Raw genomic sequence first — 14,342 nt, 5'->3', positions numbered from 1 at the left:
CTCCTTGATTAAACAGTGGCCGGCGTGTTCGTCGCTTTTTGGCCTGGGGAATGGATACCGAGTACCAGCAACGCTGCGAGTACGGTGGTGGCGGACAGCAGGTAAAGGCCGGCCGCAGGGGAGTGAAAGGCGGTTTCTGCCCAGTTCTTCAGCACCGGGGCGATAAACCCGCCGAGGGCGCCGAACGAGTTGATCAGGGCAATGCTGGCCGCCGCTGCGCTGCCGGCGAGGTAGCTGGAAGGGAAGGTCCAGAACACCGGTTGCACGGCGATAAAGCCCGAGGCGGCAAAGCACAGGGCGAGCATGCCCAGCAGCGGATTGGCGAAGGTCACTGAGCAGGCGATCCCGGCGGCGGCCATCAACAGGGTCAGGGACGCGGTTTTGCGGCGCTCGCCGGTGCGGTCGGAGTAGCCGGGAATCCACCACGCGGCGAACAGCGCGCAGACCCACGGAATCGCCGAGACCAGGCCCACCATCAAGCCGACCTTGGTCCCCAGCAATCCGCCGACCTGGGTGGGCAAATAGAACACCACGCCGTACACGCTGGCCTGGATCAGCAGGTAAACCAGGCACAGGTACAGCACGCTGGGCTGGCACAGCACCGTGAGCAGGCTGCGGCCGTGGGAGGTTTTGTGCTGGTCTTCGTGGTCCAGCAAGTCCTGGATCTGGCGGCGCTCTGCAACGCTCAGCCATTTGGCATCGGCGGGGCGATTGTCCAAGTACCAATAGGCCCAGATGCCAACTGCGGTGGCCATCAGGCCTTCCACCACGAACAGCCATTGCCACCCGTGCAGTCCGGAGAACCCGTCCAACTCCAGCAGCAAGCCAGACAACGGGCTGCCGAAGATGAAGGCCAGGGGCGCGCCAAAGTAGAAGAAACCCATGGCCTTGCCGCGCACGGCGGAGGGGAACCAGTAGGTGAGGTAGAGGATCACGCCGGGGAAGAATCCGGCTTCGGCCACGCCCAGCAGAAAGCGCAACACGTAGAAGCTGGTTTCGTTGTGGGCAAACATCATGGCGGCGGACACCAGGCCCCAACTGACCATGATCCGGCACATCCACAGGCGGGCACCGACGCGATGCATGATCAGGTTGCTCGGCACTTCCAGCAGCGCATAGCCGACAAAAAACACCCCGGCGCCAAAGGCGAAGGCGGCGTCACTGAGGCCGGTGTCGGCCTGGAAGGCTTGTTTGGCAAACCCGACGTTGGCGCGGTCGAGGAAGGCCATGATGTACATCAGCAGCAGGAAGGGCAGCAGCCGCCAGGAAATTTTGGCGAGCAGAGGTGCGGGCAGGGTCTTCATTGTTCAGTCCGGTGTTTTGTTCTTATGGGAAGGACTGTACGGCGCTCAATCCATGCGCTACAAATCGAATCTCGCTTACAACTGATAACCTCAGGGTATCGATAACAAGGATAAAAATGAGTAGTCCGTTGATCTCCCGCAGCCTGTTCAACCGCCTGCGCTACAAGCATCTGCACATGCTGGTGGCCTTGAGTTCCAGCCAGAACCTGCACCGTGCGTCCCAAAGCCTGAACATGTCGCAGCCGGCGGCGACGCGCATGTTGCGCGAGATCGAGGACATGTTTGCCTGTGACCTGTTCGAGCGCCTGCCCCGGGGCATGCGCCCGACGGCGCTGGGCAAGGAGTTGATCCGCTTTGCCGAGTCGGCGCTGAGTGGCCTCGACCGCTGCGCCGAAGACCTGATGGCGCGTCAACAGGGCGGTTATGGCTACTTGTCGATTGGCACCATCATGGGCGCGGCCCCGGACCTGGTGATGGACTCCATCGCCCAGATCAAGACACTCAATCCCCAACTGCGCATTCGCATCATGGGCGACACCAGCGACCAGGTGATCCAGTTGCTGGAACAAGGCCGCATCGACCTGGCCATCGCCCGGCGCAATGCCGCCACCGACAGCGAGCATTACACCTTCGAACCCTTGGGCAACGAGCGTTTGTTGGTGGTGGTGCACGCCGGCCATCCCCTGGCCCAGCGTGATGACCTGGCGTTGACGGAGCTGGTCAGCGACTGGCCGTGGATCCTGCAACCGGAAACCAGCCCGGCGCGCATCGGCTTCGACGAAGCGCTGCAACGCCTTGCGTTACCGCAGCCGGCAGACATCATCGAATGCAGCTCGGTGTATTCCATGCAGCAACTGATTCAACTGACCGACGCGATCATGGTGCTCTCGGAAAGTGCCCTGCGGGATTACCTGAAAATGGGCCTGGTGGTCGCACTGCCGGTGGCGCTGCAGGTGCAGCTTGCGCCGTTCGGCATGCTGCTGCGCCGGGGTGACCCGGTGAGTCGCGAGTTAGGGATGTTTATCGACATGCTCAGGCAAAAGGCCGCGATGCTTTAAACATGCTGTGCAAAAGAACGTGGTATGGCGGCGGGATATTAAATAGAATGAATCTCATTTGAGACTGACTCGCGCCGCGCAGGTTACTTGCCATGAATGATGCTGTATTGCCGACGCACCTCACTGAACCGAGTCTTCACAGCTTGTACCGCGACCACCGCAGCTGGCTGGAAAGCTGGTTGCGGCGCCGTCTGGGCAACGCCTGGGATGCCGCCGACCTGAGCCAGGACACGTTCCTGCGGGTGCTGGCCAGCGCCCAGCCGATTGCGCAATTGCAGGAGCCCCGGGCTTACCTGGTGACCGTGGGCAAACGGCTGCTGGTGAATTTTCATCAGCGGCGCAGCCTGGAACAGGCGTACCTCAATGCGTTGATGCACTTGCCGGAAGCTTGCGTGCCGTCACCGGAACAGCGCTGGTTGCTGCTGGAAACCCTGCAAGCCCTGGATGAGCTGCTCGACGGTTTGCCACCGGTGGTACGCCGAGCGTTTCTCTGGAGCCAGCTGGAAGGCCTGGGCTACCGCGAGATCGCCGAGCGGCTCCAGGTTTCCGAGCGTACGGTCAAACGCTACATGGCCCAGGCCTATGAGCATTGCCTGCTGGTGGAACTGTGAGCCGTACCGCGCCGGATCTTGCCCGTGCGGCGGCACAGTGGCTGGCGTTGCTGGAATCCGGTACTGCCACCGAGCGTGACCATGCCAGCCTGCAGCAGTGGCGTGACAGCCATCCTCAACACGAACAGATCTGGCAAAAAGCCCAGTTACTGCGCCAGCGTTTTACCGACTTGCCTCCGGCATTGGCCATGGCCAGCCTTGATCGCCCGCAACCGGGTCGGCGTGCGGTGCTCAAGCGTGCGTTGGGGGTGGCGGCGTTGGTGCCGGCTGCGTGGTTGTTTAGCCGGCAATTGCCGATCGATGCATGGCGTGCTGACTTGCACACCGCCACCGGTGAACGCAGGCGGGTGACGCTGGCGGATGGCAGTAGCCTGCAATTGAATACCGCGAGTGCGGTGGATGTGGATGCGACCCGGCGCCGTGTGACGCTGGTGGAAGGGGAGATGGCGTTGACGGTACCGGGGGGTGGTGCGCTGACGGTGCAGACGCGTTATGGCCAGGTGATCGTCAGCCAGGCTGAAGTGTGTGTGCGGCAGTTGTCATCCGGGTGTTTGGTGTCGGTGCTCAAGGGCGTAGTGCAGGTGCAGGACCTGCGTGGGCAGATGGCGACATTGCAAGGTGGGCAGCAGGCTCGGTTGCAGGCGTCGGGGATGGGTGCTGCGGTGGGGTTTGATGCGTTGCAATTGGGTTGGCGCGACGGTGTGCTGACTGCGCAGAACCAGCTGTTGGGGGATTTTTTGCGGGAGTTGGAGCGGTATCGGCCAGGGGTGATGCGGTGGGACTCGAGGCTGGAGAGGTTGCGGGTGACTGGGAGTTTTCAGTTGGCGGATACGGATCGTATTCTTGCGTTGCTGGCGTCGACGATGGCGCTGGAGGTGCAGTTTCGTACTCGGTATTGGGTGACGTTGGTGCCGCGTGAAGCGGTTGCCTGATGTGATCTGTGAGCTGGGTACATATCCGTTATTTAGGTAACGGCTGCTTATGGTTCCGCTCTTACAGCGGGTCACTTTTGGCAAACGCCCGGAATGCCGGCCCAGCCAAAAGTAACCAAAAGGTCTTTGCCCCACCACTCGGTGCCTCGCCCAGGCTCGGCATGCCCGCACTCCGGCTCGGCTCCGCGGGCCGCCGCGACGGGCCATCCATGGCCCGGCGCGGCTAAATCGGCATCCCTGCCGATTTACCCGCTCCACCGTGCCTACTTGCGGCCATCGTGGTTAACGGGGCCCGCAGATCAAAATCAAAAGCAGATCAAAAGCAGAGCACAGCGGCCTACAGGCCGGCTTGAGTGTTAGAAGCAGAGGCAAGATCCAGAGCGAAAGCAGGGCTGCTTTTCTGTGGGAGCGGGCTTGCTCGCGAAAAACCTGAGGGCGCCGCGTTGAGTCAGGATGCCAGCGTCATCGTTAACGACCTTCGCGAGCAAGCCCGCTCCCACATTTGGACTGTACCCGCTCTTGATTTCGCTGTTGCTCCTGCTGTTGCTTCACCACACTCAAGCCGGCCGGTAGGCCGCTGTGCCCTTGATCTGCTGTTGATCTTGATCTTAGGCGCCCCGTTAAACCACGCTGGCCGAACGTAGGCAGTACGGAGCGGGTAAACCGGCAGGACGCCGGTTTAGCCGCGACGGGGCAGGGACGCCCCGTCGCGGCGGCCCGCTTCGTGCTGCCGGAGCTGAGGGCACACCGAGCCTAGGCGAGGTGCCGAGTGGTGGGGCAAGAGCGTTTTGCTTACTTTTGCGCTGTTCAAAAGTGAGCCGCTGTAAGAGCGGAACCGATATCAGCCATCACCCAAACAACGGATATGCCCCCCAGCCTGACTTAGCCCCAACACAAATCCAGCGGATCAGTGCATTGGTCAGATCACATGCGCCCGCTGCAACTCAGTCAGCGCCAGTGCCTTGAGCCGTGCCAACAGCGGATCCCGCCGATCCCGCGGATGCACCAGCTCCACCGCCAGCTCCTGGCGAATACGGCTCGGCCGGTTATCCATCACCAATACCCGGTCACTCAGGTACAGCGCCTCGTCCACATCGTGAGTCACCAGCAGCAAGGCGATCCCATGATGCTCAGCCAATTGCAGCAGCAAATCCTGCAGCTTCATGCGGGTAAACGCATCCACCGCACTGAACGGCTCGTCCAGCAACAACACCTGCGGCCTTGAATACAACCCGCGAGCGATCGCCACCCGCTGCGCCATCCCGCCAGACAGCGCCTTGGGTAACGCCCGGCCAAACCCCGTAAGCCCCACCTCATCAATCAACTGAGCGACCCAGGCCTTGTCATAGCCATCGTCATCGCTGAAGCCGATGTTTTGCTCCACCGTCAGCCAGGGCATCAAGCGCGGCTCCTGGAAGACAAATGCAACCTCACCACCGCCTTGCAGCAGTTCCCCCTGATAGTCCTTTTCCAGCCCGGCGACGATCCGCAGCAAGGTGCTCTTGCCACAGCCGCTGGGGCCCAGCAAGCTCACCGCTTCCCGGGGTTGCAGGGCCAAGTGGACGTTGGTCAGTACGGTGGTCGCGCCGAAGTTCTTACGCTCGACGCGAATATCCAATAGCGCTTCACTCATGTTCAATGCTCCGGGCCTTGGCCGTTGAAGGTGTCGCGCCAGGCCAGGCAGCGTTTTTCCAGGGCAGCCAACAGGCCGTCACTGATCTTGCCCAGCAATGCCAGTACGATGATCGCCGCCAGCACGATGTCAGGCCGTGAGGTTTCCCGGCCATCGCTGAGCAGGTAACCCAGGCCCTTGGTGGCGGCGATCAACTCGGCCGCTACCAGGAACATCCACGCCAGGCTCAAGCCGCTGCGCAGGCCGGTGAACAAACCGGGCAGGGCGGCGGGCAAGAGGATGCGACGCACCAAGCGCGTACGGCTGAAGCCATACATCTGCCCGACTTCCACCAGCTTGCGGTCGATATCGCGTATCGCCGCAACGCCATTGAGGTACACCGGGAAGAACGCGCCGATGGCAATCAACACGATCTTCGAGGTCTCATCAATGCCCAGCCACAGCAGCAACAGCGGCACCCAGGCCAGGCTCGGGATCGAGCGCAGGCCGGCGAAGGTCGGTTCCAGGTACGCCTCAGCCTCGCGGCTCAAGCCGACCCAGGCGGCAAACACCAACGCCAGGCTGGCACCAATGGCGAACCCCAGCAGCACCCGCAACAGGCTGGCGCTGATGTGTTTCCACAGCGCGCCTTCGGCGAGGTCGGTGAGGGTCACGGCGATCTCGCTGGGGGCCGGCATCTGGTAGGACGGCAGCCAGCCAATGCGCACCACCACCTCGAGGATCACCAGGATCAGCACCGGCAACGCCAGGCCCTTGAGCCGCCGTGGCCAGGCGCTGCGTTGCAGGGTGATGCCGGGCGCCAGCGCGACGGGCAGGGCTTCGCTTTTGCTGCTCATGACGCTCCCCTTATGGACGAGGCAAAGCCTGGCCGAAGCTTGGGTCGATCAGTTGGTCGATCACCTGATCCACATTCACCCCACGGCGCACCAGTTCTTCCGACACCAAAATCGGCGCGGCGGCCTTGGACGACACCACGTCCTGCGCGGTCAGCAACGGGCTGCTCAGGTCGGTGCGCGACAGTTGCAGCTTGGCCACGTCCAGCGGCAGGCCGGACTCGTCAGCCAGCAGCTTGGCGAATTCGTCAGGGTGCTTGACCGCCCAGTTGCGGGCTTTTTCATAGGCGCCAAGTACTTTGGCGATGGTCTGTGGATGCTCCTTGGCGTACTTATCGGTCACGCTGACCACGCCGTAGCTGTTGAAGTCCTTGTTGCGGTACAGCAGGCGCGAACCGGCCTGGATTTCGCTGGCGGCCATGTGCGGGTCGAGACCGGCCCACGCGTCCACATCGCCTTTCTCCAGGGCGGTACGGCCGTCCGGGTGTTGCAGGTGCACCAACTCCACGTCGTCCTTGCTCAGGCCGGCTTTCTGCAGGCTGCGCAGGGTGAACAGGTACGGATCGGTGCCCTTGGTGGCGGCGATTTTCTTGCCCTTGAGGTCGCTGACGCTCTTGAAGGTCGAATCCTTGCGTACCACCAGTGCGGTCCACTCGGCGCGGCTGTAGACGTACACCGACTTGATCGGGCTGCCATTCGCCCGGCTGAGCACAGCCGACAGGCTGGCGGACGAGGCGAAGTCGACGCCGCCGCTGTTAAGGTATTCCAGCGAGCGGTTGCTGCCCTGGCTCAACACCCAGCCGACCTTGGTGTTTGGCAGTGCTTCTTCGAGCCAGCCGAAGTGCTTGAGCACCAGGCTTACCGGTGAGTAATAGGCGTAGTCCAGATTGACTTGCGCGGGCTCGGTTTCCGCCGCATGGGCCTGGGGTTGCAGGCTGAAGGCGAGGGCGCAGGCGCCCAGCAGGGTGTTGACGAAGGGTTTCATGGAACAGCTCCGGACAAGGCGGGAAAGAGAAGGCTTTTCTTATATTCAGAAAATTCATATGGCATGTTCCATCATGCGTTATAGGAATATGCAGTCTCTGTGCCAGCGTCTTTCGTGGTGCCGGGCAACATTTTGCGTAGCAGCTGTCGAGCCCAAGCGAGGCTGCGTTCGCGATGTATCAGACAGACCGCTGACGCAGCCTCGCTTAGGCTCGACAGCTGGTACGTGGGGGAGTGGTTGGGAGTGGGGAGGCGGGCACTTTGTTGAATCACTGTTGGCTGCGCAACAGCTTGCATATGTTTTTATGGAATAAATAAAGAGTTATATATTCCTTTTGTTGGTTTCACGAATAGGGCACTTTGAGTGCCTGCGCATTCGTGCGGATTGACCCAACAGACCAAAGGAAAGCCGACATGACCATTAAAGCGATCAACGTGCGCAACCAGTTCAAAGGCGTGATCAAGGAAATCCTGATCGGCGAAGTGGTGTCCGAGATCGACGTGCAAACCGCGTCGGGGATCGTGACGTCGGTGATTACCACCCGCTCGGTGCGTGACCTGGAATTGAAAGTGGGCAGTGAAGTGATTGCCTTTGTGAAGTCGACGGAAGTCTCCATCGCCAAGTTGTAAACCTGAGTCCAGTTGTGAACCCAATCCAAATGTGGGAGCGGGCTTGCTCGCGAAAGCGGTGTGACAGTCGACATTTACAGTGACTGATCCACCGCATTCGCGAGCAAGCCCGCTCCCACATTTTGTTTTGCATACAGCCGTTGGAAGGTTAGTTGAGCCGAGGCCCGCCTCCTGATGGACGCGACCCCGGCTTCTCATCCGAAGCATCGGGCAGTGCCTTGGGCGTTTCACTCGGGTCCTTGTAGTCCTTGTGCAAATCCCCATCCAGCCGGTTGCTCGACGAGCCGCCACTTTGGGGTGTCGAGTCGAAATGCTCCCACTCTGATTGCTGGAAGCGGAACAGGCTGTCATCGGTCGGCGTGTCGCGGCCGTGGTAATGGTGGATTTCGTAGTGGGCGTATTCGACTTTGTCCGCCCAGTTGTCCTGCAACAAACCGTCGCCGGCCAGGTCGCGGTACCAGTCGTTTTCCTTCTCGGAGGCCTTCTGTTTTTTGTTGTGGTCGACGAAGTAGCCGATGATTCCGCCCACCACCGCCAACACCACGCCCACCAGGAACAGCGGCCCGGTCAGCGCCGCCGCCGTGCCTGCGCCAAACAGCGCCGCCGCACCCAATACACCCGCCGACGCGCCGAACGCACCGCCCGCCACCTGCAAGCCACCTGCGGCCTGAGCCAGGGGGTCTTTGCTGTCTACGCCGCTTTTGATCGCCAGGGCGCCGAGCACAATGTCGGCAAAACCACCGGCGATATCCGTCGCCGGGCCCAGCACCTTGATCACGGAACCGGCGATCTTCGCCGATTGGGAGGCGCCAAGCTTGGCCGCGCCGGCTGCCTTGAGGCCGTCATCCAGGTGGGTGGCGAGGCCTTCGGTGGCTTCCGTCACCGCCTTGTCGCCCTCGCCAAACAGCTTGGCGACGCCGTCGTACTGGCTGTCGGGAACCGCGTCCAGCGCGGCGGCGATCTCCTTGCTGATCTTTGAGTCGATCTCGGTGGGCTTGCTGAAGTCGATGACTTTACCGGCCGCACCTTCCTTGCCCCAGATTTCCGGCAGGGTCTTGTCCAGGCCGAGGAAGTCCACCAGGCCGCCCTTGCCCAGGGCTTCGCCGATCTTGTCGCCGAGCTTGACGAAGTGGCTCGCGCCGCCGGCAAAACTCAGGAAGTCCTTGGCGATGGTCATGCGTTGGGCCGGGGTTTCGCCGAGCTTGCCGCCTTTGCCCACCAGTTGGTAAATCCCCGAGAACAGGCTGACGCCGGCGCCCATCGAGCCGAGGATGCCTTTGCTGTTGAGGGTGTTGAACACTTCGCCGAGCATGCCGCGATCGGCCACCGGGATGTACGGTTTGCTCAGGGCGGTTTTCACGTCGGCTTCGCTGATGGTGCCGCTGTTCTTGTAGACGTCGCCGAGTTCTTCCAGGGCCTTGGTCACGGCCGAGGATTTCTCCTTGCCCTCCAGGCCCTCGTTGAGGAATTTCTCCAGTACTTCCTGGCTGCGGCGCGGCAGGTCCAGCAGGTTGCCTTTGAGCACGCCCTTGAGCAGGCCGAACAGGTCCTTGGTGGCCAGTTCCTTGTTCTCGTCGGAGATCTTGCTCGGGTCCGAGAGGATCTCGTTGAGGTCGGTGGTGAGACCGTCGGCCTGGATGTTCTGCGCGGCCTTGGTGGCGGCTTCCGGGTCGAACAGCGACAGCGACGTGAGGGTGTTGCTCAGGTCTTGCTGGGCTTCGTGGCTCTTGCCCTGTTTTTGCAGGTCCTTGAGGTAGAGCACGTAGTCGGGGTTGCTGGTCAGGTCGAGGAGCTTCTGTTTGATCTCGTCCTTGTTGGGCACGTGGCTGATGGCGTCGTCCATCTTGGCCTTGTAGTCGGCCTGCACGGTCGGGTCTTTGAACAGCTCCCCGATCTGCTCCTGCACCGCCTTGCCGTCGATGATGTCGTGCATGTCGGCGGAGGTGAGTTCGGTCTGCTTGTCATCGAACTCGCGCCAGGTGGTGTTGAACGGACGCTTGGATTCTTCGTAGCCGGTGATGCCATGGCCGTTCTGGTAGGCGGCCTGGGCTTCCAGGGCGCGGACCAGTTTGGCCCGTGGGTCGTCCTTGGGAATCGAGCCGTCCTTGACGCCGGCGCGGTAGGTATCGATCAGTTCGGTGGTGGCCAGCTCACTGACGCTCTGGGTCGGTGATTTGTCGTCGTCCTTGTCGGCATGCACGCCGGTGTCGAGGTTGAGCACGTCGAGCTCGTCGTTGCTCGGCAGGTTGTACTTGGCGCGGGTCTCGTCGACGGTGCCGGCGCTCCAGGCTTCCCACTTGGCAACCACTTCGTCGTAGAGCTGCGGGCTGAGTTCCTTGGAGACGATGACCTTGCCTTCGCTGGTTTCATAGCGGATCAGGCCGTCCCCCAGCTCGTCGGGCGAGCCGAAGGTGATGTCGGTGTTTTTCAGGAAGTCATTCGGCCCGGCCAGCTTGTAGCCGGCGTCTTCACTGCTGTGGATCTTGCTCCAGGTGTCCTGGGCGGTGGCCACGCTCTTGAACAGTTCCGGGCTGACGTCGGCCGATACGACGACCTTGGTGCCGTCGTGGGTTTCATAGGTCAGCACGTTGCCTTGCTGGCCTTCGATCCAGCCGAAGCCCTTGTAGTCATTCAGTTCCGGCGGCTTGGTATTGGCGTCTGCCAGGCTCGAGCCGTCGTTGAGCGCGGACTCCAGGGCGGCCTTTTTGTCGGGGTTCGTGTAGACCTCATGCAGGCCCGCCAGGTAGTCGAACAGCTTGGGGTTATCGTCGCGGGCCACAACCATTTTCTGGCCATTGCTTTCAAAGCGGATCAGGCCGGGGCCGACTTCATCCTTGGGGCCGACGGTGGTGCCGGCGTAGGGCGGCCACACTTCGTTGTCGCTGGCGCGCTTGTAGCCGGCGTCTTCGCTGCTGCCCAGGCCGGTGAAGCTTTCATAGGCTTCCTTGGCTTTCTGGAAGGCCTCGGGGTTGTCTCGCTGGCTGATGACGAACTTGTTGCCGTCCTGGGTTTCGTAGCGAATCACGCCGGGGCCGGTTTCGTCGGGTGGGCCGAGGGATTTGTAGTCGCCGAGTTTTTCCGGGGCCGTGGCGTCGCCGCCCAGGCGCTGGTAGCCGGCGGCTTCGCTGGCGTTGACGCCGGACAGTGCCTTGAAGTCGGCACTGACTTGCTTGAACAGCTCGGGGCTGTCTTTTTCGCTGACGATGACCTTCTTGCCATCCTGGGTTTCATAACGGATCAGGCCGGGGCCGACTTCATCTGCCGGGCCGATGGCCTTGTAATCGCCCAGGCTGGCCGGCGGTGCGGCGTCCTTGGCGGCCAGTTCATAGCCTTGTTCCTTGCTGGCAGCGAGCCCTTGCGCGGTTTTGTCGCCGGCCTCCACCTTCTTGTTATTGGCGCTGTTCTTGAGCAGCACATGGAACGCCGCGCCGGACTTGGGCGGTGTAAGGGGGAGGGCTTTGGGGTCGGGCGAGCGGTTGAGCGGCTGGGTCGTCATGCCATGGAACTCCTGCTGTTACCGGTGGGGCGGATCGGCAAAAACAGTAACAGCAGGGGTTCGGCGGTCGTTGCGAAAAGTTGTGAATTGCGCCTTAACGGTGACGCAGGCTGCGTTCCATGCGGGCAATGCCTTCTTCCAGCATGGCCCGCGGGCAGCCGAAGTTCAGGCGCACGAACTGTTGGCTGTCATCGCCGAATTCCAGGCCGGCGCTAAGGCCGACTTTCGCCTGGTCGAGGAAGAACTGTTGCGGGTCGTCCAGGCCCAGGGCGCTGCAATCCAGCCAGGCCAGATAAGTGCCTTGGGGCGCATGCATCACCACGCCAGGCAGGCGGGTTTGCACGGCATTGAGCAGGTAATCGCGGTTGGCTTGCAGGTAAACCACCAGCGCTTGCAGCCAGTCGCCGCAGTCGCTATAGGCCGCACGGGTGGCTTCCAGGCCCAGCGGGCTGACGCTGTCGACCATGCCGCAGCGGGCGCTATTGAAGCGCTCGCGGATCTCGGGGTTCTGGATCACCGCAAAGCAGGTCTTCAGCCCGGCCACGTTGTACGCCTTGCTCGCCGACATCAGGGTGATGGTGCGCTGGGCGATTTCCGGGCTGAGGCTGGCGGTTGGGATATGCCGACGGCCGTCAAAACACAGCTCGGCGTGGATTTCATCGGAGACGATCAACGCGCCCTGGTCCAGGCAGGCGGTGGCCACCGCCAGCAGTTCTTCGCGGGGGAAGACCTTGCCCATCGGGTTGTGCGGGTTGCTCAACAGCAGCGCGCCGGCACCTTTGAGTGCCTCACGCATCGCTGGCAACGGCGTGAGGTACTCGCCCTCGGCGCTCAACTCAAACGGCACTTCGATCTTCGGCAGGTTCCAGTGGCCAGGGGCCAGGCGAATCGGGCGGTAGTTGGGGGTTTGCAAAACCACCGGTTGCCCAGGCTGCACAAACGCGTGCAACGCCATGTTGAAACCAGGCTCGACACCCGGCAAAAACAGCAGCTCATTCGGCTGGACGCGCCAGGCGTACTTGGCCCACAAATCGGCGACGATCGCCTCACGCACGCCATCGCAGGCCACGCTGTAGCCGAGGATCTGCTGACCCAGGCGCTCGTGCAACGCCTGAAGCACGGCCGGTGGCGCGGCGATGTCCATGTCGGCAATCCACATCGGCAGAACGTCTTGCGGGTAACGACTCCACTTGGTGCTGCCGGTGCCGAGGCGGGAGTGGATCGTGTCGAAATCAAAACTCATGGGGGGCTCGTGTCAGGGAGGCGGGCGTGGAAATGGCGCTGATTCTAGCGCCATTAATTTTACGCGCCAGAGCTGATTGCCGCTTGGGCTCCCGCTTGCCGGTAAAAAGCCCCGGACAACTGCTGTTGGGCCTGTTCCAGGCTGCGCTGCACGGCGGCTTCGCCACGGACCATGGCGCCCAGATAGGCGAACTCCACCGTGCGGATGCCCACGGTGCCGAGGATCGCCTGCAGGTAGGGCGTGAGGAAGTCGGGTTCGCGGTTTTTTCGCGAACTTCCGGAGCTGACCAGCACAAAGGTTGGCCGGTCCTGGAGCAAGGCGACTTTTTCAAACTGCGGGCTGACGGTGAAACTGCGGTGGATACGCACCACATGATCGATCCAGCACTTAAGCGCTGCCGGCACCGTGAAGTTGTGCACCGGGGTGCAGATAATCAGCAGGTCACAAGCCTCAAGCTCGACGATCAGTTGCTCGGACAGCGCCGTTGCCGCGCCACTGAGCCCGCCGGGCGTGGTCAGTGCGTTGGCGTATTCCCGGGTCAGCGGTGGCAGGGCCTGGCCGCCGTAGTCGCGCTCGACCACTTCGGCCTCGGGCGCCTGTTCACGGAGCAGGGCGCGGGCCAGGCGGAAGGTCTGGGCCGCCTTGCCGTGGGGGCTGAAACTCAGCAGCAGGGCGCGGGTCATTGGCTCAGATCCTGGGAAAAGTGCATCCCCAGCGGCAGCAGGCCCTGGCGGAAATAGAAGCGCTGGGCCAAGGCCATGTGCATGCCGGTGTCCAGCACCAGGTAGCGATAACCCAGGCGGCGGGTGTGCTGGCGTACCTGATCCAGCAGCCGTTCGCCCAGGCGTCGGCGTTGCAGGGAAGCGTCTACTACCAGGTCATCGACGTAGATAAAGCGGCCATACAGCAGGTTTTCCGTCAGGCGGTAACCGGCCAGGCCCAGCACCTGGCCGTTTTCCCGGGCGGCCAGCAGGCGGTAGCCGTTTTCCCGCTGGCGCTGGATCTGCTGGACGAAGGCGTGCGGGTCTTCGAGCTTTGGCCGCAGCTGCTGCATGACGGCAAAGCAGGCCAGGCAGTCGGCGTCGCTTTCGATGTGCACAAACTCAACAGAGTCATTCATGGTTGCCGTGCTCCATGTGCGCTTTTACGGCGGCAGGGACTTTGCGAAAGCTGATGGCGATGCGGTTCAGGGCGTTCATCAGGGCGATAGCCAGGGTCAGGTCGGCAATTTCCTTGTCATCGAAGACGGCCTTGGCCTCGGCATAGTGTTCGTCCGGCACCTCGGTTTGTGCGACCTGGGTGACCGACTCGGCCCAAGCTAACGCGGCACATTCACGCGGGGTGAACAACGGCAAGGCTTCGCGCCATGCGGCCAGCAGCATCAGCTTTTCCAGGCTCACGCCCTGTTTGAGCAGGTCGCGGGAATGGGAGTCCAGGCAGTAGGCGCAACCGTTGAGTTGGGAAACCCGCAGGTACACCAGGTCAATCAACTCCTTCTCCAGGCCGCAGCCGTGGATGTAGCTGTGCACCGAACCAAGGGCCTTGTAGCCGGCGGGCGCTGCCTGGGCGTAGTCGAGACGGTGTTGCATGCTGTGTTCCTTGCTGTGGTGAAGTGATG

At 62.2% G+C, this 14,342-nt stretch carries 13 protein-coding genes; 4 read left to right on the top strand and 9 right to left on the bottom strand.

Going from position 1 to position 14,342, the window contains the following annotated elements:
• Positions 1-8: 8 nt before the first annotated feature.
• Positions 9-1,304, bottom strand: coding sequence for an MFS transporter (locus HBJ59_RS18775; protein ID WP_167664401.1), 1,296 nt, complete (start codon positions 1,302-1,304; stop codon positions 9-11).
• A 116-nt stretch (positions 1,305-1,420) separates the two neighbouring features.
• Between HBJ59_RS18775 and HBJ59_RS18770 the strand changes: the two genes are divergently transcribed.
• The 3 genes from HBJ59_RS18770 to HBJ59_RS18760 all read left to right on the top strand — a co-directional run bounded on the left by HBJ59_RS18770 (position 1,421) and on the right by HBJ59_RS18760 (position 3,905).
• Positions 1,421-2,362, top strand: coding sequence for a LysR family transcriptional regulator (locus HBJ59_RS18770; protein WP_167664400.1), 942 nt, complete (start codon positions 1,421-1,423; stop codon positions 2,360-2,362).
• 92 nt (positions 2,363-2,454) lie between these two features.
• Positions 2,455-2,973, top strand: a complete 519-nt coding sequence (locus tag HBJ59_RS18765; protein ID WP_167664399.1) for a sigma-70 family RNA polymerase sigma factor — start codon at positions 2,455-2,457, stop codon at positions 2,971-2,973.
• Positions 2,970-3,905, top strand: coding sequence for a FecR domain-containing protein (locus tag HBJ59_RS18760; RefSeq protein WP_076016681.1), 936 nt, complete (start codon positions 2,970-2,972; stop codon positions 3,903-3,905). Before HBJ59_RS18765 ends, HBJ59_RS18760 begins: the two co-directional genes overlap by 4 nt.
• Positions 3,906-4,824: 919 nt before the next feature.
• Here HBJ59_RS18760 and HBJ59_RS18755 read toward each other — a convergent pair.
• Genes HBJ59_RS18755 through HBJ59_RS18745 form a run of 3 tightly spaced genes read right to left on the bottom strand, consistent with a single transcriptional unit; the run spans position 4,825 to position 7,356 of the window.
• The gene (locus HBJ59_RS18755) at positions 4,825-5,538 is read right to left on the bottom strand and encodes an ABC transporter ATP-binding protein (RefSeq protein ID WP_076013364.1); all 714 of its coding nucleotides are present in this window, start codon (positions 5,536-5,538) and stop codon (positions 4,825-4,827) included.
• 2 nt (positions 5,539-5,540) lie between these two features.
• Complete coding sequence (locus tag HBJ59_RS18750) at positions 5,541-6,374, bottom strand: ABC transporter permease (RefSeq protein ID WP_167664398.1); 834 nt, start codon at positions 6,372-6,374, stop codon at positions 5,541-5,543.
• Between the two features lie 10 nt (positions 6,375-6,384).
• The gene (locus tag HBJ59_RS18745) at positions 6,385-7,356 is read right to left on the bottom strand and encodes an aliphatic sulfonate ABC transporter substrate-binding protein (protein WP_076013366.1); all 972 of its coding nucleotides are present in this window, start codon (positions 7,354-7,356) and stop codon (positions 6,385-6,387) included.
• Positions 7,357-7,769: 413 nt separating this feature from the next.
• Here HBJ59_RS18745 and HBJ59_RS18740 point away from each other — a divergent pair, with 413 nt between their 5' ends.
• A complete protein-coding gene (locus HBJ59_RS18740) occupies positions 7,770-7,985 on the top strand; it encodes a molybdopterin-binding protein (RefSeq protein ID WP_003217010.1) in 216 nt (71 codons plus the stop codon).
• A 148-nt stretch (positions 7,986-8,133) separates the two neighbouring features.
• On the opposite strand, the gene HBJ59_RS18735 is transcribed toward HBJ59_RS18740, so the two are convergent.
• From HBJ59_RS18735 to HBJ59_RS18715, 5 genes are all read right to left on the bottom strand, one after another.
• Positions 8,134-11,481 carry a hypothetical protein gene (locus HBJ59_RS18735; protein ID WP_167664397.1) on the bottom strand — a complete coding sequence of 1,116 codons (3,348 nt, stop codon included), beginning with the start codon at positions 11,479-11,481 and terminating at the stop codon, positions 8,134-8,136.
• A gap of 94 nt (positions 11,482-11,575) precedes the next feature.
• Positions 11,576-12,724 (bottom strand): MalY/PatB family protein, encoded by a 1,149-nt coding sequence (locus HBJ59_RS18730; protein WP_167664396.1) that lies wholly within the window; start codon positions 12,722-12,724, stop codon positions 11,576-11,578.
• A 59-nt stretch (positions 12,725-12,783) separates the two neighbouring features.
• Positions 12,784-13,407: an FMN-dependent NADH-azoreductase gene (locus HBJ59_RS18725; protein WP_167664395.1), complete on the bottom strand. Its 624-nt coding sequence runs from the start codon at positions 13,405-13,407 to the stop codon at positions 12,784-12,786.
• Entirely contained in the window at positions 13,404-13,844 is a 441-nt protein-coding gene (locus HBJ59_RS18720) for a GNAT family N-acetyltransferase (RefSeq protein WP_167664394.1), read from the bottom strand. Before HBJ59_RS18720 ends, HBJ59_RS18725 begins: the two co-directional genes overlap by 4 nt.
• Complete coding sequence (locus HBJ59_RS18715) at positions 13,837-14,313, bottom strand: carboxymuconolactone decarboxylase family protein (RefSeq protein ID WP_167664393.1); 477 nt, start codon at positions 14,311-14,313, stop codon at positions 13,837-13,839. Before HBJ59_RS18715 ends, HBJ59_RS18720 begins: the two co-directional genes overlap by 8 nt.
• Positions 14,314-14,342 lie beyond the last annotated feature (29 nt).

This window comes from Pseudomonas sp. AN3A02 (genome assembly GCF_011765255.1).
Lineage (GTDB): Bacteria > Pseudomonadota > Gammaproteobacteria > Pseudomonadales > Pseudomonadaceae > Aquipseudomonas.
This window is presented reverse-complemented; position numbering and strand designations above follow the sequence as displayed.